This window comes from Streptomyces sp. JLBG701 (assembly GCF_058544905.1).
In genome coordinates this window covers 1-17439 of sequence record NZ_CM178588.1, presented here as the reverse complement: position 1 = coordinate 17439, position 17439 = coordinate 1, and the positions used below count along the sequence as shown (strand labels likewise).

Genomic DNA, 17439 nt, shown 5'->3' with positions numbered 1-17439 from the left:
GACGGAGCGACGATGGGCATGCGACAGCGGGATTGCGTCGGCTGCGGGGCGTCGGTCGGGATCATCGGCCGGGACTACTGCTGCCGCTGCACCGCCCGGCTCAAGGACGAAGCCACCCGAACACCCTGCCCGACCTGCCGAAAGTCACGGGTCCTGCAGAAAGACACCGGACGGTGCATCAACTGCTCGCGGACCTGCACCACCTGCGGCCGGCCGGTGCGCTCTCCGGCCGCCACCAGCTGCGGGGCCTGTCGGCGGGAAGCCGAGCGAGTCGCCGCCAAACGGACCTGCCCGCGCTGCCAGCGGCCCGGCTTCCTGCAGACCGCCACCGGCTGGTGCGGCCACTGCTCACGCGTCCGCCAGCCCAAGCAGCCACCGCGTGCGTGCGCCGGGTGCGGCCAGGTGCGACGCCATGCCGGACTGGGACTGTGCTCGGCCTGCTGGCAGAAGCACCCCGACCGGCCGTTCATCACCGCCGCCAACCTGCAAGAACGCCTCACCGACCCACCGCCGTGGCTGGGCGACTTCGCCGGCCACCTCGCCGCCCGGCACTGCGCCAGCCGGGCCTGCACCATGATCAGCGCTCTCGGTCGGCTCCTGGAGGACGAACACCCCAATCATCCGCAGGCTCTCCTGGAGCGTGCTCGTCGCCCCGGCCGCTCGATGGGCTCCCTCGCCCGCGCACTGGAGGACTTCTTCACCCAGCGCGCCCTGGCGCTGCCGACCAACCACGCCGACCAGCTAGCGGCCGGCCGCCGCCGACGCCGCATCGAAGCCGCCCCGCTGCCGCTGCGGCCCCAGATCCAGGCGTTCTCCGACGCACTGCTGCGAGCACGTGAACGTGCCCTGCGCGCCGGGACCCTGCCGCGCGCCGACATCACCATCGAGGCGACCCTGGCCATCGTCCGCGACCTCGCCCGCTTCCTGGCCGACCAGCGCGGCAAACTCGACTGGGCCCTGGCCGACGTCCACGACATCGAAGCGTTCCTGGCCACCCGGCCCAAGGCCCGCCAGCGCCGACTGACCGTACTGCGGCAGTACTTCCGCTTCGCCCGCTCTGGCAAAGTCGTCCTCGTCGACCCCACCCGCGGTCTGAAGGCGAAAGGCCCGTCCGGGTTCAGCGGCGCCACCGTCGCCGTCGACCAGCAGCGCCAGCTGTTCCGCCGCTGGACCACCACCACCGAAGCCCACCCCCACGAGGCCTTCCTCGGAATGCTGGCCCTCCTGCACGCGGCCTCCAGCAGCGAAGTGCGAAACCTGCGCGTGGACGACATCGAGCCGATCAACCGCACCGTCCAACTGGGCAAACGCCCGCATCCGGTGCCGATGGACCCGGCCAGCTGGTCGGTATTACAACGCTGTCTGGCCCACCGCGAGAGCCAGCGCACCGACAACCCCCACGTGATCGTCACGAAGATCACCAAATCCGGCCGGTCCGCGGCCTCGACCGCCTATGTCAGTCACATCATGGACCCCTGCGGTGTTCCGCCCCGGACGCTGCGGTGCACCCGTCTGGCCGACCTGGTGAACACCCTCGACCCGAAGCTCGTCGCCGCGGTCCTCGGCATGGACCCCGAAGGCGTCATGATCTACCTTGCCGACCATGTCGAGGCTGGACGCCTCCCCGAACAGCGTGAACGGAGACACTGAGGTGCGACACCTGACGCCCGTGTTCGCCCTTGGAGCACTGCACCGAGGGAAGGAGATCGAGCAGTTCCTCGGCGGCATCGAGCGCGACGGCCGCCAAAGCGTTCGCTGGATTGCCATCAGCCCCGACCGCTCGGGCGTCACCGTCTATCTCAGCGAAGTCGTGGACGCCGGCACCGACACTTTCCACGACGTCACCGAGTTCCCGCCCCTGGACCCGGACGAAGAGAGCTGGGGACGGGAAATCGCCGTCCTGGCGACTCCCGAGGAAGCCCTCCAGGTGGCCGTTCAGGAGCTCGGAGCGGATCCCGGACGCTGGGTCAATCAGGGCATTGTGTGCGACGAATACCGTGACTTCCGGATCGCTCGTAAGGCCCAGAGTCCGATGCAACCGTGACCTCGCGTCAGGCCCGGCATTGCCTCGGAATGTGGTCAGGCCTGGTCGACCTCGTCGAGCGCCACGAGCAGTTCGTCGACAAGTGCGTGGTGCTGTTCCCGTTCGCCATTGCGCGCCGGAGTGGCGAGGACCAGAGTCTTTGCCAGACCAAGGTCTCCCGGCCCAGCGCCCAGCAGTTCGCGGGTGACAACGATGGAGTCCATCACGCCGATGCCACGCGCGCTGAGCATCGACTGGATCGCTGACATCTCCGTGCCTGTCGCCAGCAGGGGGCGGAGCTCGTCGGTCAAGGCCGAGAGCCGGATGGCCCGTTCGGCGTCGAGTCCAGAGAGTGCCATCGCTCAGCTCCCGTCCTTTGCCGGTACGGGTTCGTCCGCAGCGTCGGCCATGACGAGGCCAGCGCTGACGGCCTGCCTGTCGTCGATCCCGACATGCCGCAGGAAGGCCCAACGGTCCAGCTGAGCGCATGCCCAGCTGGGATCGTATGCCGCGGTGGGCAGCTGGGGGATGCGCCTGCGGCCCGTTTCGTCCAACCGATACGGCTCCTCGAATGCGGTGTTCCACGCTTGGACAGCGGGGGTGTACCGCTCTCGGGCCTCTTCAGCACTGATATCCAGGTAGGCCGCGACCTGTGCCCAGGAGCTGCCGCGTTCGACTTCGTAGACGACGGCCGAGTTCAGAGTCCGCTCAGCTAGTTCGATGAGCTGTCGGGCTTGGCTGACGCGACCGGCGAGTCCGGTATCAACATCGTTTCGAGTACCCACCAGCCCGGCGGCGCTGTCCGCCACCTCTGTGGCGTGGTCGGCAAGTACGAGCCGGGCCAGTCCTTCACGGGAGTACGCGGATCGGTCATGGTCGTAGGGGGTCGGCTCGCTCATGAGGGACAGAGTTCCATGTCCACGTGTTCTGCGGGTACTGAGTATTCACGGCCGACTACCCCATGAACGGGCCGATTCACCACAAGGCGGGAACCTGCCCTGTTTCGGCGCTGCCTGGCACAGGTTCGCCGGAACATGTGCGCTTTGCTGAAGCTCTCGTTCGAGGCGATGGCGACGCTGTTCTTCTCCTCACGTTCCGTCAGAACCTGGAACAGCAGCTCAGCACCCCTGCGGTCCAGCTCCATGTAGCCCAACTCGTCAATGCACAAAAGATCGACACGGCCGTAGCGGGCGATGGTCTTGGTCAGTACCCTCTCGTCCGCGGCCTCGACCAGCTCGTTGACGAGCTTGGTCGCTGCTCGGCAGCGAGTCGCCGGGTCTTGCGCCGTACGCGTTCGCCGAAAACTTCCGGACCGGCGGCGCCGGCAACGGCTGCGGCCTCGGTCCAAGTGGTGCCCTCGCCCTCGGCATACGCGAACACCACCGCGCGTTCCGACGGATCGAGGCCGCGCAGGACGGTGTTCAGCCGCTCGTCCGCGTACACCCCGTCCGTCGTGTGCGAGAGCAGGTCGACGTCGGCGGTGACCAGGTCGTACAGCGACAGCCCGCTGAGGTCCGCGTCCAGGGAGAGCACCCGCCCGTGGCGGGTACGGCGCCGCCAGATCGGCACCAGTTGCCGGTGCAGCGTGCGGGCCTCCGCCTTCAGCGCGCCGAGTGCGGTGGTCGGCAGCTGTCCGGTCTGCCACAGCGGATCGCACCAGTCGCCGAGCAGAGCGGTAGAAACGGCTTGCCGCCACCGCTCGCTGCGGGGCAGCACCAGTACTGCGGCGGCGATGCGGTCGACGCCGACGGCGCCGTCGGTGGGATTGATGCGCAGAGCGGTCGTCCACGCGCCGCAGACGGCAGTGCGGACCGTGAGCGACTCCACGAGGTCCGGCGTCTTCCCTGGAAGCGGACGGAGCTGCACAGATGGAAGCCTCCCACTGCGGATTCTGTGGGCGGCCGCGGCCTGGAAGTTGCGGCTGAACTCTTCGCGGCTTTCCAGCCGGATGCCCGTCTCGGTCACAGTGACGAACTCGGCTCCGTCACCGGCAAGGCGCCCCATGACGGGGACATGTGGCTCGTAGGTCCAACGGCGTTTCACTGCGTGCTACTTCCTTGTACGAGGGGGACGCTTCACCTCTCGGTCCCGGGGAGCGGTGCCACCGGCAATGAATCTTGAGGAGTCTGTGTGCGCCGCTGAGCGGTACGCCGCGCCTGTTCGACGGCGAGCCGCTTGGCCTTGCGCCGGACCCGTTCGCCGAAGACTTCCGGCGCAACCGGCCGTCTTCACAACCGCGTCAGCGATAGCCGCCTCCGGTCTCACTGCAGCGGCGAGCGTTGCGTTGCCCCGGCGTTGAGGACCGACAACGCGATGACCTGACCGAGACGGCCTTCAGCCATCGCGGCACGACGGCGTGCTGGTCGACAACAGCGGTGCCCTCGGACCCGAGGGCGAGGACGTCCGCTCCGCCTCGGTCGGCGGGCTCACCGCCGTCTACTGGATCAACCGCCCGGCCGGACGTCTGTACGTCGTGGACATCGTCTGGCTCGGATAGCCGACGGATATGCCAACGCCTCGCCCCCGGCATGTCAGCTGCCGGGGGCGAGGCGTTTCGCATGCTATCCGCGCCTGGCCATGGGGTCAGCTGCGGATATGGACGGTCACGTTGACGATCACGCCGCCGGCCGCCACGGTTCCGCCGAACAGGGCCACGGCGGTGATCTGCTCCGTGTGTCCGAGGGCGGTCAGGAGGCAGATGGCGGCCATGGCCAGGAGCGCGGTGATGGCCGGAGCCACACGGCCTGCCTGGGCAAGACGGGACGTCATTTCCCCTGCTGTACTGTTCCGAGGTGTCGCTTCAGGATTCATCTCTCGTAATTTCGCTCGGGCGGATGTGATCCCAGCGCGACACCGGGGAGTCCTCGGTCCTGCCCTCCGCCTCCAAGCTCGGGCATGACCTTCGGGGCTCCCCTTCTGCACGCCGGGGCCACGATGGGCGGGCGGGAAAGTGCGTGTCCTGGCTGTGACCGCCCCCTCCCGCGAAGAGATCAACGACGTTGAACTGCCTCAGTAGTTTCAGCAGTTGACGCCGGACGCTCTGCTGCGCATCCTGCACCCGCCTGCGGCGGGAAAGCCAATCCGGCACCCGTAGGAGTCGCGAGAACACCCTTGGGAGTCACACGAAAAGCGGTGCCCGAGATGCTGAACAGCCGATCCGCCTAAAGCGCTGTCCCGTAAATGATCTACGACGTGTTCGTTGATCTGCCTGTTCGTCTTCACCCGGCAAGGACGAGGTTGTGCAGGCGGGCGATGCCGAGCATCGCGTGGTGGACGCCGTCGCCCTTGAGGCGGCAGTCACGGAGGATCTTCCAGGTCTTCATCCGGGCGAAGGCGTGCTCGACGCGAGCGCGGACCTTGCGGTGGGAGGCGTTGTGTTGCTCTTTCCAGGCCTCGAGTTCGCTCTGGCCGGGTTCGCGGCGGTGCGGGATGACCAGGCCGGTGCCCCGGTAGCCGCCGTCCGCGATGACCGTGGTCTTGCCGACGGCGGCCTTCGCTCCGGACAACTCCCACGCCTTGCAGTCGTTGCGGTTGCCGGGCAACGGTCGGCCGACCGCGACGACCAGCCGGGTGTCTGCGTCGATGACGACCTGGTGGTTGGTCGAATACCGGTAGTTCTTCGACTGCTCGGCGATGCTGTGGTCGCGGGTGGGGACCAAGGTGCCGTCCACGATCAGCACGGTGTCCTTGCGGAACCGCTTGCGTTGCTGGAGAGCGAGCGCGGGTCCGAGGTGCATGATGATGCGGTCGGCCGCGGACTTGGACACCCCGAAGAGCGGCGCCAGTTGGCGCAGGGTCAGGTTCGTCCGCCAGTACGCGGCGACCAGCAGCACGCGGTCCTCCAGCGGCAGACTCCACGGCCGGCCCTTGCGCACCGGATTTGCGCCCTCGCGCCGGAGCGCGGTGATCAGCTTGCCGAACTGACGCGGGTTCAGCCCGCTGAACGGGGCTATCCAGGAAGGCTCCGACGCCGTGATCACACCAGTCACTGCTTGATCATTTCACTGCTTCAGGTCCTCCCTGCTCGAACGCGATGCGGCAGCGTTCAACATGCTCGGCGACGTGCTCCATGAACCAGCGCATGATCTCGTAGGGGATGACGTGCTCGTCGTGGCCGTGGATGTGGACGGTCGGCTCCAGGTCCGGATCCTCGTCAGGTATCACCGCCACCAGGAAGGCCACTCCAGGCAAATGCGTTTCCGCGTTGGGGATCTCAGCCCACGCGGCCGGCGCCGGAACAGCCTCGCTCAGCTCCACACACCATGCGTCGTCCGGCAAGGCGTAGTGGAACTGGACGGCATAGTGACGGCCTGCATGAACGCGCAGCTCTGGCATGTCCGCAGGCTGTCACAGACCCGCGTCGGAGTCTCGCGAGTATCCCGCTCAGCACCCGGCGCGGGCTCCAGCCAGCCTTTGCGGGACATCCCTTAGATCCCCTGAGGAGTTACGGATTTCCCGGCTCCGGCTGCACCCGTACGAACCGGCCTCATGGCCGGTGCCGTACCTGCGCGTTGGTCCGGCCCAACTGCCATCTGCCGGGCTCGACTTGATGGAAGGCGGGGAAGCGGTGCAGGAGCCGTCCCAGTCCGTTCATCTGCCGACGGTGCGGCGTCTGTACCGGCACGGGCAGGGCGGCGAGGATCTCGGTGCGGGTCATCGGCTGGGGCGCGCGGGCGAGCAGGCGAGCGACCTGCGATAGCACGTCATCTCCTGCGGTGCCGCGTTCTGCCTGCGTCCAGCCGGGCTTGTGGAGCTCGTATTGGCTGTACGGTTCGCCCAGGACTTTCAAAGCCTCTGTGCCGAACCTGGCGAGCTTCGCGCGGGTGTCGCTGGTGAACCGGGAGCGGTTGCGGTAGGCGTAGACGCTGGCGGCGGCCGCCACGATCCCGGTGGCCACGGGGTGGGCGCGGGCCAGCCGGGCGGCACCGTACAGGCCGTAGCCGTTACTCATGACCGCGGTGCCGCTGGCCTGCATGCCGGCCTCTGCCTGGCCGATCCGTCCCAGAACGGTCCGTACGTCTCGCCACCTCGGTACGGCGATGCCCTGGCGGATCAGGTCGCGGTCTTCGGCGAACAGCACGACGGGCGCCAGGACACCGGCCAACTGCAGGATGCCGACGCCGCTGAGGTCCTCCTGGGCGAGCTTGTCGGCGGCCGCCGTCATGGGCAGCCCGTTCACACAGACGACGTGCAGCAGCGGCACGTACTGCTGCCACCACAGCCGCTCCGCTGCCACGAGATCGAAGGCGCCACCCTCGCGCTTGAGATCGGCCAGTACACGGGGGACCTCCGCCCACACGTAGTGCGGGATGAAGCCGCGCAGTGTGCCGTACCGCATTCCGGCGAGGATCGAGGACGGCTCGCGGCGGACCAGCGCCGCGGTGACGTCCGTGGTGAGCACCGACGTGTCGAAGACGCCGATCCGGAAACCACCGCTGGTCGACGGGCGGGGGCGGATGTAGACGCTACACATGACGGGAGCGTAGGTCCTGGCCGGGCGGCGCCGGGCACGCATTGTCTCCATGCCGGCCAAGCGGCGGGGGGCGCACCGTCACGGCGTACGCTGCTGGGGTGACTGCCGCGCAATGGGTCTCTGCTGGGGAGCAATCACGGCGGCGGAATCTCAGAACCACATGCTATTGGGATACGAGCGAGCCCCGTACGAGCGGGCGATGGCTGCAGCGTTCAGCCCGCTTTGTGTGACTGCCTGAAAACTCCATCCGGTTGGCTCGCGTCGCAGGTCGGCGATGACCGCTGCATAGCCGTCGGTGAACTGGGGAGGCGCGATATGCGTCAGTTGACGCATCGTGGCGGGGTCGACGGCCTCAGCGTGGGCGCGGGACCGCCGCGGCAAGGCTCCCATCCGCGAGGCACCGGCAGACACGGAGACGATGAAGAGGATGCGGTCTGCTGTGGCTGGCATGTCATTGAACTTCACTATCGCCAGGTGACGGCCCTGCTCTCGTGGCAGGTCGTGGGTCCACCTTTCTCTGTCACTGAGGAGGGCGACTGAGCCGTCGTCAGTCTTCGTGTGGTCAGGATGCAGGACGTAGTCCTCTGACAGAACCTTTCCTGTGCCGTTCAGGACAAGGACAGATGGAGTCAGCGATTGGACTCCATGCAGTCCCGTCGTCGGCACCGTCCCGCCGAAGGAAACCAGCACCGAAGAGGAGCGATTCCTGTCAGGTATGAGGGTGCTGAGCGAGTTGCTCGAAGACGCCCCCTCGGATGCATCATCCGCGTCAGCGCTGCCGGACCGGGCAGGCGCGCGGGCGGCGACACGAGGGGTGTCGGCAGGGGGCTCGTACTCGGCTGGGTCGGACTGCTCGACAGCGCTGTCTTCGTTCAGTGCGGTTGTCTGCCGCCGCGTGCGTACAGGTTTGTCCCCCGTGGGCACGCGCCGGCGGCCAAGCTCGTGCCTGGTTGCGGGGTTGTTCGGCGGGTTGTCCTGGACAACTCCGTCTGCAGGGGAGGCTTGGATGAGGTCGTGGTTGAGGCGTTGCAGCATCTGGTCATCGCGGTCGTTGACGGCCTCAACCTGAGTCAGGGCCTGGTCGATGTCGTCAGCGACTGGATCGGTGGTCATGGCGAGATGTGCGAGCCCTGGGACTGCGGCGTCGTACTCATTGGCGGCGGGGTTGTCAGCCGTGCCGGTACGCAGACGGTCAAGTTCGTCGGTGAGTTGGTCGACCCGGATCTGGACTCGGGCTGCGAGTTCTTCGGCCTGGCGTTGTTTCTCCTGGGCGCGGCGGAGTTCGTGTCGGGCGCGCTCTTCCTGTACTTGGGCACGGGTGAGCTGCTGCTGGGTCTGCCGCAGGGTGTCGGGGTCGGCGTGTGCGGCGTGGAGTTGGTCGCGCTCGCCGGTCAGGTCGGTGATCTGCCGCTCCAGCCCGTTGATCATGGAGAGGAGGATCATGACAAGTCTCCAGGAGTTCCCGGCGGCCTCGCGCAGTTGGTTCTGCTGCTCCAGGGAGCGGGTGAGCCGGCTGTAGATCTCGACCTGTTGCTCCCGGACCTCGACGAGTTCCAGAGCGGAGACGACACGGGGCGGGGGTTTCACCGGTGAGGGGCGGGTGGCCGCGTGCAGCAACTTCCGCGCTTCGGCCAGGCGCCGCTCACGCAGCCGCGGTTCTGGAACCGTCACACGGATCAAGGCGGTCACAAACTGTTGGTCGGGGACCTTTCCGCCCAGATGATCGCTGATCCGGGTCTTGGAGAAGTGCATTTCGGCGGCCAGCATGATCAGGGTCTTGCCGCTGGCCTCGACCTGTGCGCGCAGGAAGCCGGCGAGCGTGCTCGCTTCTTCGCTCTCGGCCCGGATCGGCCCCCAGGGCCTGCCTCCCCGCCCCGCCATAGGTGCTCCCCCTCTGCCGCATCCGCGACCTGGTTGTCCGCACCTGTCCCGGGACAACATCGCGTTTTCCGGACTTTACCTGCGCCAACGCCCCAGACGGTCCCTGAACTATCCAACCAGGCAGGACAGTTGCCTCATCGCACCCCCGGCTACTGGAGACTTCCGTGCTGCCATCCTGGCTGCCCTCGCCCCGCACCGTAGGCGCGTTCCAGCGTGTCCTGCTCGTCGCCCTCCTCACCCCCGCCGTGCTCGTCGCCCTCGTCGCGGCAGTCCCGGCTCTGGTTGTGCTGCCGTTCCTGCCCAACGGAGTCGACCGTGCCACCACACTCCTCACCGCGCACATCCAGTACCTGAATACCCTGCTGACCCAGAGCCGGCCCGCCCCGTAGCAGATGCCCTCCAGCCCCGGAGGCCGCCAGCGCGTTCACCGGGTATCTCCAGCAACTGCTCGATACGCCCGCCCGTACGCGATGAAGCCGCGCAACCTGCTGTACCCCATCCCGGCGATGATCGAGGACAGCTGGCAGCGGAACAGCACTGCGGTGACGTCGGCGGTAAGCACCGACGTGTCGAAGAAACCGAGCCGGAAACCACCGACGGTCACGGGCGGGGGCGGGTGCAGAGGCTGGACATGACGGAAGCGTAGGCCTCCGGAGAGGCGACGCGGCCCGGTTGCTCGTTGTCGACGGTCTGCTGCTCGACTTCAAGAGCACCCGCCGCCCGCTGGCGGAGATGTCCCAGCGCACCGCCTGGCAGCTGGCCGGCTACCTGCTGCTCGATGCCGCCGACCGGTACCGGATCGACACTGTCGGCCTCTACTTGACCCGCTCCGGAGTTCTCGCCCCCTGGTCCGTCGACGACTACCTCGCCCTGCTGGGCGCCTGCCACCGCGATCTCACCGCGCTGCGCCGGGTGTCCGCCGAACTGCTCGCCGGGTGCGAGGCCGGCGCCTGGTACTTCGCGACGGAGGAAGAGACCAAGCGCGTCCGGCAGTTGCTGGAGCGCCTGGCGCCGGCCCCGGCTGCTGCCTGGTGTGCACCCGGCCCCTACCTGAATCCACCCGCTGGCCCCGGGAGTTCTGCACCTCCTGGTGCCGCGGACGCGCCCACGTCCTCCGTCGTCGTGGGCTGCTCCCCGGACGCGTAGGCGATCGGGGGCCCCTCCCGTCTCTGCTGGGTGTCGGTGTTCCACTGGCTGGGGGTCTGGGTGAGGCGGAAGTGGCAGACGGTGGTGTCGGATTCGGTGAAGCGGTATTCGGCGTCGCTGGTGACGGTGCCGGCGCGTGCGTGATCGGCGGGGGCATGCAAGCACCTGTGTCAAATAATAGTGTGTATTAGGGGTGGGGTAATCTGCCCTCGCTTACTGCACCCGGCGGAGCAGTCGTCGCAGCCACTGCCGCCACCCTCCGGCCGCCGTCCGTTCCGGCATGGCTCCCGCGCTGAACACGGTGGAGCTGTCGACCTCTACGTGTAGTGGCACTGTCGCGTCGGGCCGGGTCAGTGGCTGGTCGGTGGTGTCGAGATGTATGGACACCCGTACGGCCTGCATGTCGGCGTCGAGGTAGGCGAAGACCAGAACGCCGGCGATCTCGATGCACGGCAGGCCGTCGTCGTCGGGGCCGGTCATCGGGTGGAAGACCGCTGTGCTGTTGACCGCGGCGCAGACTTCCTCGTCCGGGAAGCGGTAGCCGTCCGGAGCGGGCGGGGTCCGCGTCAGCCGGCCGATGTCGTCGGCGTGCAGCGAGTAGTGCTCGTCTGCGCGTTCCGCCTCCGGCCCGTAGTACAGGTCGACGGCCTCGCGGTCGCTGAGGGGCGGGCGCTCCGGGACGCCGTCGTCGCCGAGCACGTTGTCCCAGCTGCTGCGTACGTGCTGTGCCAGGCAGGCCAGCGCGGAATCCTCGTCAGCCCAGAGCGTCACCTCGTCCTCGTGGTGGTCCTGGCGGCGCAGTACCCAGACGCTGCCCGCGACCTGCCGTGCGCGTGTCACCGGGCGGGCGAAGTCGAAGCGCGCGAGCCATGTGCCGAGGATGTCGACGGTGTCGGCGCCGGGCCACTCGTCGGTGCGCTCCTGAAGGCTGTTCATCTTCTCGTGCAGGTCGATGACGGCTGCGCCTTCGGGCGTGGCGGGGTCGGGGATGATCACGGTGATACCTCTCTTCCGTCCTTACTCGGTGTGATGCGCCTGGGTCCGGCTCAGAACTCGCAGGGAACGCGGAGGCTGACGTGCCAGCTGTGAGAGCCGGCCTGATCCTCGGTGATGGGTTGCCTGGCGGAGGTCGGTTTCGTAGCTGTGGTTGATCCATGTGGACACGCACGGCTCGGCCTCAGCCGGGCTGGAGGCGTCGATGGGAAACGCTGGTGCGGCGGCCTGCCTTCGGACTTCAACTGCTGTGCGCACAGCGTCCGTTCGGGTTCTGGGCGGCAGGGCTGGGGGCTGCCCGGCTGGGTGGGGTGGTGGTCAGCGGGTGGGTAGCGGTGTGTAGGAGAAGACGTAGTGGCCCAGTTCGCGCAGTACGCCGGCGGTGCGTTCCACGGCTGCGGGGGTGCTGTCGGTCTGGCGGGTGTATGCCTCGATCTCGCTGTTCCAGGTGAACCCCTGGGCGGTGAGGAACCCTTCAGTGCCGGGTGTGAGGTCAAGGTCGGACTCGGGAGCGGCGACGAGTCCGTGAGCGGGGTCGGGTACGACCAGGAACACCGGGTCTCCTTCCGTGTGGGCCACCCCGGCCGGGGCGAGACGGTTCGCTACTCGGGGCGCAGGGGTGGTCAGGGGGTGACGGTGACGGTGTGGTCGGCTTCCAGGACGGCGAGGACGGCGCGGATGGCCGCGCGGGTCTCCGGGCTCGGTACCGAGTAGGGGAAGTCCAGGGCGTGCACGGCGTCGTCCAGGTCGATGTCGCGCATCGGCAGCGTGCATCCGTTGCGGTAGAGGGCGACGGCGGTCGCGGTCGCGACGCGGCTGCGGTTGTAGGCGATGGCCTCCTCGGCGGTGGCATCGGTGCCGAGCGCTTCGCGTGCGGTGGGCGGCAGGGCAGCGATTCCGGCGGTGAACCGGCGGGCGGGAAGGCGGAGGCGTACCGGTCGCAGGGTGCGGCGCAGCGATCGCAGCATGGAGACTCCTGGGTCTGAAAAGCGGGGAAGGGGGCCGTCACCTGGAGGGCGTGCGGGAGGTGACGACCCCGGCTCACTGCTAATACTAGTGTTAGATGGGAGGGTGTGAACCCACCCTTGACCTGCGGATTTGTGACCATTCGCGTTCGCATCAAGAGGGCAGTGGGAATGCGCCCCGGGGCCCTTCAGTGGTGGTGTCCCGGCGTCGGGCCGTCCTGTCCGAGGTCGGGCGGCACGCCGTAGTGGACGTCGGATTCCGGGGAAGTGAGGTCGCCGGATTCGACGTTGGTGCAGTAGGCGTCGAAGACCTCGCCTGCGGTGAGGGGTTCGAGGCCTCCTCCGCGCAGTCGCCAGCCGTAGATCTGGTCGGTGGTGTTCGGGTCGGTGATGCGCATGACGAGTCCGCCGGGGCTCTGGGTCGCGAGGCCAAGGGCGAGGACCGTGGTGAATTCGAGGGCTTCGGCTTCGGCGAGTTGTGTGCCGCCGTCGGTGTCCATGTCGGCGTGGAGGGCGGAGACGAGGGTTTCCGGTGTTGCCGTGACGCTGCAGACGAGGTGCCGGTTGCCCGGATCGGCGGTGTCGAGGATGCGGATGAGGAGGTTCGAGGCGCGGGCGAAGGCGTCTCGGCCGATGTCCTCGCCGCAGGAGGCGCAGGTGCCCAGGCGGGCCAGGATCGTGGAGGCGTACTCCCAGGTGGCTTGGCGGACCGCTTCGTCGATCAGGGCCGGGGTGAGGTCGGACAGCGGTTGGCCCTCGTACGGGATGGTCGGGCCCGTGGTGGCGAGTTCGGCGGTGAAGCGGGTGCGGCTTGAGGGGGTGTCCGGGTTGAGGCCTGTGTCGGTGCAGTAGTCGGCGTACTCCTGTGGGTCGAAGAGGGCGACCGTGGTGTGGGCGCCCTGGGAGGCACGCGTCTGGAGAAGGTCTTCGACCGCTTGCCGGTAGGTCGTGTAGTCGTCGAAGGTGAAGCTGCGGTAGTGCCGCATGGCGCGGAAGTCGTGCTCGTCGGCGAGCAGGCCGATGGTTCCGGCGATTTCGCGGCGTAGAACGCGTCGCATGGTCGGGTGATCGGTGCGCGCCGTGTTTGTCCCCGCGCTCGATCGATCAGTACAGGGCTCGTCCTGGCGGTGCTCGAAGGGCTGGGGCGTGTGGGTCACCTGTGCGCCTTTCTCGTGTGAGGGCTGAGGGGAACCGCTCTTGCCCAGTCGAGCGGCAAGAAGCGGTGGACCCGTCATGCACTATCTATAATAGTGTTTTCTGTGTGGGCGGGAACCCGCCCCTGACCTGCGCCTTCCTCCGGCTGTCAGGGGGTGGCGACCCGGGTCGGGCGGCGGCCGCGCGGGCGCCTGCGCTGCTGGTCACGCATGGAGTCGGCTTCCGCCTGGGCGCGGCGGGCACGCTCGCGCTCTTCAGCGGCCGCGCCGACGCAGTAGGGGGCCCACCACTGCAATCCCCTGATCTCTCGGGTGAGTGAGTCGGGACAGTCGGCCAGCATCAGCAGCAGGGCCGGGTGCGGGGAGAGGGCGAGCCACTGTGCGGCGGTCCTCCAGGCGGCTTCGGCGGCCTTCCGAGCGGGGAGCGCAGTTCGGGCTTCGCGCTCCAGGCGGACGGCTTCCGCCTGGTGGTGGGAGGCGGACCAGGTGAGGAAGCGCAGCAGGCCGGGGGTGTCGCGCTGCCGGGAAGCCTCCAGGATCGCGGGCAGGTCGGCGCGCTGCTCGACGTGTGCGGCGCAGGCACGCAGGACGGCGGTGAGCGTCGCGGACGTCTTCTCGGACGGCTCGTTCCCGGCGGCGGAGTGCATCGGATACACCGACACTTCGGGGCGGTCGGTGTTGTCGCGGTAGAGGGTCAGGCTGCCCCGGTAGCCGGTGCGGCCGCGGGCGAGGCGCGGGAGGACCTCGTCGGGGGCGGTGGTCTGGAAGGCGTTGACGGGGCCGAGACAGGCGCGGACGGCGGTGAACTGGTCCCAGTGGTGCGGGTGGGTGGTGCCGGTGACGTGCACGCTGCCGCGCATCGCCCCGCCCAGCTCGAACACGACGGCGTCGGCCTCACGGGGGCCAGCGGTGGCGCGCACGGGGCCGGCGGGCGTGTCGATGGTCAGGGTCGGGCTGGTCATGGCCTGCGCCTCCTCGGGCGGACTGCCTGAGCCGGTGCCTGCCGCCCCGCGCACGCCGAAGGGGAGGGCGCGGACGTCGGGGCGGCAGGCCTGCGGCCAGTGGCGTGCTGGCCGGGTGGGCCGTCCGCCGCCCCTGGGGGAGGAAGCGGCGGACGGTGTCTGCGGGTTACTCCTGCGGCGGCTTGTGACGGCGGAGGTTGTCCCGCTCGGTCAGGGACACTTCCTTGCCGCACAGGCAGTCGCCGTAGCGGCGGCCGTGCAGGTGGAAGAACTTCGGCCCGGTGTTCTTGGCGTTGACGGTGCGGATGGTGCCGGGGACGGGGGTGGTGTTTGTGCAGTAGCCGTTCGCGGTGACCGCGGGCGTGTCAGCCACGGGGACTCTCCTCGTCGATGTCGGGGATACGGGGCAATTCCGGGGCGTCGTGGACCAGGCGCAGGGGCGCGCCGATACCGGGGGAGGGAAAGGCCGCCTCCTGCAGTTCGCGGCGGTCCAGGGGGTGCAGCCATCCGTCCCGCACGGTCCAGCCACAGGCGCGCGGGAACGGCTCGTCGGCGGTCGTGGCCACCAGGACGGCGCGCCGGATGGCGCTGTACTCCAGGGCGAACGTCAGCAGCGCGAAGAACCGGAGATAGCCCTCCTCGGTGTGCTCCACCCGCAGCGGCGACGCCCCGACGGACAGAGTCAGGTCGGCGGTGACGATGGTGTCGTTGGTGCGCTCAGCCACGATGTTGAACTGGTGGCTCCCCTCGCCGAGTGCGACCAGGAGGGCGGTGAGCGCGTTCATGGCGCGGCTCATGGCGGCCGCCGTGGCAGCGTCATCGGGACGGATCAGTTCCGGGCGTGCGGGCATGAGGGCTCCCTGCGGCTGGCATGGCGTTGGGCTGCGCCCCGACCGGGGCGCAGCGGCGGTGATCAGTTCCAGTTCTCGGGGGCGGACCGGAACCGGGCCCTGAAGGCCGCGGCCTCCTCCTCGGTGGCGGGGCGCCAGTCGGCCGTCTGCTCCGCGAGGGAGCGGAACACGGTCGACTCGACGAGTTCCCGGTGGTCGTCCGCACTCCGGTAGGTGATGTGGAACCGGTCAACGGACGTGATCTGCACGGTTGTCGCACCGTCCCGGTGGTGGTCCCAGGAGACGTACTCGCCTTCCGCGAACTGGGGCATGGGTGTCCCTCCGTGCGTGACGGGGCGGTGAGCGCCGGAGGCCGGCGCGCCGCGTCCTGTGGTGTGGCAGGGGTCTTCCTGGGCGCGCGGTCTGCTCCGCAGACACGACGCGCCGCCGCTACGCGGCAGAGGACGGGGCGGGGGCGCTCCGCACTCCCTGGCCGGGTGGGGCGCGCTCCGCGCTTGGGGAGGTGGGGCCCGCGCGGGCCGGGATCGGGGAGGTTCCCGGCCCGCACGGGGGTCTGTCAGCCGTGCGCGGCGGCGGCCGTGAGCGCGGGAACCGCGAGCGCTTCCAGGACGGCGGCCTGGTCGGCGTCGGTGAGGGTCTGCGCGGTCGACGTGATGGCCTGCATCACGCCCCCGGCCGTCATCTGACCGCCCCTCACGAAGTGGGCAAGGATCCTGTCCTTGGCCTCGGCGCCGATACTGAGCGTCTTAGTGACGTGCTCGATCGTCCTCGTCGGGTCGGCCAGCGTCTTCCCGGCAGCGGCCTCCATCTCGTACACCTTGGCCTCGACGTACTCCCGAGACAGGAAGGTGCGCACAGCATCGGCGGTCTTGGAGGTGATCAGCTCCAGCGTCTTGCGCTGGGTCTGCCCGGACCAGTTCACGACGCCCTCGTCCTGCTTCCCTCCGAGGTGCACGGCGCGCATGACGTCCTTGGCCTGGGTCAGACCGTTGCCGCACACCTGGAAGACCGCGCGCGGAGTGACGGTGTACGCACCGGCACCGACTTCACTGTTGCTGATGACGAAACCAGCCGAGATCATCGGCAGTTCGTCACCGCTGCGCCCGTCGAACGGGGAGCGGTAGCCGCGCAGCATCTCGCGGGCCTGGACGGCAACAGCCTCGGACTCCACCCGCACGTACATACGCCGGTCGGTCAGGTCGCACCCCGTGATACGCGTGGGGTGCCCGGACTGCGTAACCCCGTCCAGGGCGGCCAGCAGCATGTCAAGGTTGTCCATCAGCTTGTAACTGTCGGACAGCAGCGCGCGGGCCACACCCTCGGCGGGCGGCATGCCGGGCCCGTTCTCGCCCCGGAACGCGCGGAGCATGAAACGGCGCTCCGGCTCCTCGCGCAGCCACGCGTTGACATTCCCGTCCAGGAGCGGGACGTTCTCGGCGCGCATGCGGCGCAGGTAGGCGAGCGGGATACGGAGCTTGTCCGAGATCCCCTCGTCGGCCACGGCGGTGGGCCGGTAGATGCCGTCGACGTCCGTCACACCGTCCTCGGTGATCAGGGACTCCACGCCCTGGACATGCACGTTGCCCTCGCGGAATCGCAGGGCGGACGCGGGGGTGATCACGTCCAGCTTCCGGCGCTGCCCGTCCTCCAGGATGCGGACCAGGTCGGAGAGTTCGGCGTTTCGGGCACCCATGGGGGCTACGTTCACGGCGCGCTCGGCGAACTGCTGAGTCATGCGGTGTTCCCCTTCGCTGTTGGTCTCTGCGGGCTCGGGGGCGGGGCCACCGCCCCCGAACAACTGCAATACTAGTGTTTTTCAGGGGCGGGTGAACCCACCCCTGACCAGCTCCTTTTCCCTAGCGGCCCAGAATGGACACGATGTATTCCGACCAGTGGTAGTGCTCGAAGAACGCGAGAGGCACAAGCGCGAACAGTCCGGCCATCAGGTAGTCATCGACCTTGGACCACGTCCGGTAGGCCGCGTGACTGAC

At 68.6% G+C, this 17439-nt stretch carries 23 protein-coding genes and 1 pseudogene; 5 read left to right on the top strand and 19 right to left on the bottom strand.

Translation table 11 applies throughout. The features are described 5' to 3' along the window. Positions 1 to 402: 402 nt before the first annotated feature. Positions 403 to 1650, top strand: a complete 1248-nt coding sequence (locus AC5DRG_RS00120) for a tyrosine-type recombinase/integrase (RefSeq protein ID WP_491807220.1) — start codon at positions 403 to 405, stop codon at positions 1648 to 1650. A gap of 1 nt (position 1651) precedes the next feature. Then, on the top strand, positions 1652 to 2044 hold the full coding sequence (locus AC5DRG_RS00115) for a hypothetical protein (protein WP_491807219.1): 393 nt from the start codon (positions 1652 to 1654) through the stop codon (positions 2042 to 2044). Positions 2045 to 2079: 35 nt separating this feature from the next. On the opposite strand, the gene AC5DRG_RS00110 is transcribed toward AC5DRG_RS00115, so the two are convergent. From AC5DRG_RS00110 to AC5DRG_RS00095, 4 genes and pseudogenes are all read right to left on the bottom strand, one after another. After that, positions 2080 to 2382, bottom strand: a complete 303-nt coding sequence (locus AC5DRG_RS00110; RefSeq protein ID WP_491807218.1) for a hypothetical protein — start codon at positions 2380 to 2382, stop codon at positions 2080 to 2082. Positions 2383 to 2385: 3 nt separating this feature from the next. After that, positions 2386 to 2922 (bottom strand): hypothetical protein, encoded by a 537-nt coding sequence (locus AC5DRG_RS00105; protein ID WP_491807217.1) that lies wholly within the window; start codon positions 2920 to 2922, stop codon positions 2386 to 2388. 146 nt (positions 2923 to 3068) lie between these two features. Then, positions 3069 to 3278: pseudogene (locus tag AC5DRG_RS00100) on the bottom strand (ATP-binding protein); the annotation flags it as partial. Then, positions 3227 to 4066: a hypothetical protein gene (locus tag AC5DRG_RS00095; RefSeq protein WP_491807216.1), complete on the bottom strand. Its 840-nt coding sequence runs from the start codon at positions 4064 to 4066 to the stop codon at positions 3227 to 3229. The gene AC5DRG_RS00095 and the pseudogene AC5DRG_RS00100, both read right to left, overlap by 52 nt. A gap of 313 nt (positions 4067 to 4379) precedes the next feature. Here AC5DRG_RS00095 and AC5DRG_RS00090 point away from each other — a divergent pair, with 313 nt between their 5' ends. Then, positions 4380 to 4520 (top strand): hypothetical protein, encoded by a 141-nt coding sequence (locus AC5DRG_RS00090; RefSeq protein WP_491807215.1) that lies wholly within the window; start codon positions 4380 to 4382, stop codon positions 4518 to 4520. A gap of 86 nt (positions 4521 to 4606) precedes the next feature. On the opposite strand, the gene AC5DRG_RS00085 is transcribed toward AC5DRG_RS00090, so the two are convergent. The 5 genes from AC5DRG_RS00085 to AC5DRG_RS00065 form a co-directional block, all read right to left on the bottom strand. Beyond that, positions 4607 to 4792: a hypothetical protein gene (locus AC5DRG_RS00085; RefSeq protein WP_491807214.1), complete on the bottom strand. Its 186-nt coding sequence runs from the start codon at positions 4790 to 4792 to the stop codon at positions 4607 to 4609. A gap of 449 nt (positions 4793 to 5241) precedes the next feature. After that, the gene (locus AC5DRG_RS00080; protein WP_491807213.1) at positions 5242 to 6012 is read right to left on the bottom strand and encodes a transposase; all 771 of its coding nucleotides are present in this window, start codon (positions 6010 to 6012) and stop codon (positions 5242 to 5244) included. Positions 6013 to 6019: 7 nt separating this feature from the next. Then, positions 6020 to 6358, bottom strand: coding sequence for a hypothetical protein (locus tag AC5DRG_RS00075; protein WP_491807212.1), 339 nt, complete (start codon positions 6356 to 6358; stop codon positions 6020 to 6022). Positions 6359 to 6509: 151 nt separating this feature from the next. Next, a complete protein-coding gene (locus AC5DRG_RS00070) occupies positions 6510 to 7496 on the bottom strand; it encodes a PIN domain-containing protein (protein ID WP_491807211.1) in 987 nt (328 codons plus the stop codon). Between the two features lie 150 nt (positions 7497 to 7646). Next, positions 7647 to 9377, bottom strand: a complete 1731-nt coding sequence (locus AC5DRG_RS00065) for a TerD family protein (protein WP_491807210.1) — start codon at positions 9375 to 9377, stop codon at positions 7647 to 7649. A 164-nt stretch (positions 9378 to 9541) separates the two neighbouring features. Here AC5DRG_RS00065 and AC5DRG_RS00060 point away from each other — a divergent pair, with 164 nt between their 5' ends. Then, positions 9542 to 9766 (top strand): dTMP kinase, encoded by a 225-nt coding sequence (locus AC5DRG_RS00060; protein WP_491807208.1) that lies wholly within the window; start codon positions 9542 to 9544, stop codon positions 9764 to 9766. A 35-nt stretch (positions 9767 to 9801) separates the two neighbouring features. Here the strand turns inward: AC5DRG_RS00060 and AC5DRG_RS00055 are convergent, their stop codons facing one another. Further along, complete coding sequence (locus tag AC5DRG_RS00055; RefSeq protein ID WP_491807207.1) at positions 9802 to 9981, bottom strand: hypothetical protein; 180 nt, start codon at positions 9979 to 9981, stop codon at positions 9802 to 9804. Between the two features lie 68 nt (positions 9982 to 10049). Here AC5DRG_RS00055 and AC5DRG_RS00050 point away from each other — a divergent pair, with 68 nt between their 5' ends. Then, complete coding sequence (locus AC5DRG_RS00050; RefSeq protein ID WP_491807206.1) at positions 10050 to 10523, top strand: hypothetical protein; 474 nt, start codon at positions 10050 to 10052, stop codon at positions 10521 to 10523. Between the two features lie 213 nt (positions 10524 to 10736). On the opposite strand, the gene AC5DRG_RS00045 is transcribed toward AC5DRG_RS00050, so the two are convergent. The 9 genes from AC5DRG_RS00045 to AC5DRG_RS00005 form a co-directional block, all read right to left on the bottom strand. Beyond that, on the bottom strand, positions 10737 to 11519 hold the full coding sequence (locus tag AC5DRG_RS00045) for a hypothetical protein (RefSeq protein ID WP_491807205.1): 783 nt from the start codon (positions 11517 to 11519) through the stop codon (positions 10737 to 10739). A 315-nt stretch (positions 11520 to 11834) separates the two neighbouring features. Next, positions 11835 to 12071: a hypothetical protein gene (locus AC5DRG_RS00040; protein WP_491807204.1), complete on the bottom strand. Its 237-nt coding sequence runs from the start codon at positions 12069 to 12071 to the stop codon at positions 11835 to 11837. A gap of 68 nt (positions 12072 to 12139) precedes the next feature. Continuing rightward, on the bottom strand, positions 12140 to 12484 hold the full coding sequence (locus tag AC5DRG_RS00035) for a hypothetical protein (RefSeq protein WP_491807203.1): 345 nt from the start codon (positions 12482 to 12484) through the stop codon (positions 12140 to 12142). Between the two features lie 185 nt (positions 12485 to 12669). Further along, positions 12670 to 13539, bottom strand: coding sequence for a DUF8829 domain-containing protein (locus AC5DRG_RS00030; RefSeq protein WP_491807201.1), 870 nt, complete (start codon positions 13537 to 13539; stop codon positions 12670 to 12672). Positions 13540 to 13784: 245 nt separating this feature from the next. Beyond that, positions 13785 to 14597 carry a hypothetical protein gene (locus AC5DRG_RS00025; protein WP_491807200.1) on the bottom strand — a complete coding sequence of 271 codons (813 nt, stop codon included), beginning with the start codon at positions 14595 to 14597 and terminating at the stop codon, positions 13785 to 13787. Between the two features lie 166 nt (positions 14598 to 14763). Then, positions 14764 to 14970: a hypothetical protein gene (locus AC5DRG_RS00020; RefSeq protein ID WP_491807199.1), complete on the bottom strand. Its 207-nt coding sequence runs from the start codon at positions 14968 to 14970 to the stop codon at positions 14764 to 14766. Continuing rightward, positions 14963 to 15448: a hypothetical protein gene (locus AC5DRG_RS00015; RefSeq protein ID WP_491807198.1), complete on the bottom strand. Its 486-nt coding sequence runs from the start codon at positions 15446 to 15448 to the stop codon at positions 14963 to 14965. Before AC5DRG_RS00015 ends, AC5DRG_RS00020 begins: the two co-directional genes overlap by 8 nt. Before the next feature lie 62 nt (positions 15449 to 15510). Then, positions 15511 to 15759, bottom strand: coding sequence for a hypothetical protein (locus tag AC5DRG_RS00010; RefSeq protein WP_491807197.1), 249 nt, complete (start codon positions 15757 to 15759; stop codon positions 15511 to 15513). A 245-nt stretch (positions 15760 to 16004) separates the two neighbouring features. Beyond that, positions 16005 to 17183: a DUF932 domain-containing protein gene (locus AC5DRG_RS00005; RefSeq protein ID WP_491807196.1), complete on the bottom strand. Its 1179-nt coding sequence runs from the start codon at positions 17181 to 17183 to the stop codon at positions 16005 to 16007. Positions 17184 to 17439: the final 256 nt, after the last annotated feature.

What these genes read in the sequence shown, in the direction of transcription:
- AC5DRG_RS00075 (WP_491807212.1), bottom strand. Translation starts at nt 6,358, where the DNA reads ATGCCAGAGCTGCGCGTTCATGCAGGCCGTCACTATGCCGTCCAGTTC.
- AC5DRG_RS00105 (WP_491807217.1), bottom strand. Translation starts at nt 2,922, where the DNA reads ATGAGCGAGCCGACCCCCTACGACCATGACCGATCCGCGTACTCCCGT.
- AC5DRG_RS00070 (WP_491807211.1), bottom strand. Translation starts at nt 7,496, where the DNA reads ATGTGTAGCGTCTACATCCGCCCCCGCCCGTCGACCAGCGGTGGTTTC.
- AC5DRG_RS00085 (WP_491807214.1), bottom strand. Translation starts at nt 4,792, where the DNA reads ATGACGTCCCGTCTTGCCCAGGCAGGCCGTGTGGCTCCGGCCATCACC.
- AC5DRG_RS00005 (WP_491807196.1), bottom strand. Translation starts at nt 17,183, where the DNA reads ATGACTCAGCAGTTCGCCGAGCGCGCCGTGAACGTAGCCCCCATGGGT.
- AC5DRG_RS00025 (WP_491807200.1), bottom strand. Translation starts at nt 14,597, where the DNA reads ATGACCAGCCCGACCCTGACCATCGACACGCCCGCCGGCCCCGTGCGC.
- AC5DRG_RS00015 (WP_491807198.1), bottom strand. Translation starts at nt 15,448, where the DNA reads ATGCCCGCACGCCCGGAACTGATCCGTCCCGATGACGCTGCCACGGCG.
- AC5DRG_RS00035 (WP_491807203.1), bottom strand. Translation starts at nt 12,484, where the DNA reads ATGCTGCGATCGCTGCGCCGCACCCTGCGACCGGTACGCCTCCGCCTT.
- AC5DRG_RS00065 (WP_491807210.1), bottom strand. Translation starts at nt 9,377, where the DNA reads ATGGCGGGGCGGGGAGGCAGGCCCTGGGGGCCGATCCGGGCCGAGAGC.
- AC5DRG_RS00030 (WP_491807201.1), bottom strand. Translation starts at nt 13,539, where the DNA reads ATGCGACGCGTTCTACGCCGCGAAATCGCCGGAACCATCGGCCTGCTC.
- AC5DRG_RS00010 (WP_491807197.1), bottom strand. Translation starts at nt 15,759, where the DNA reads ATGCCCCAGTTCGCGGAAGGCGAGTACGTCTCCTGGGACCACCACCGG.
- AC5DRG_RS00110 (WP_491807218.1), bottom strand. Translation starts at nt 2,382, where the DNA reads ATGGCACTCTCTGGACTCGACGCCGAACGGGCCATCCGGCTCTCGGCC.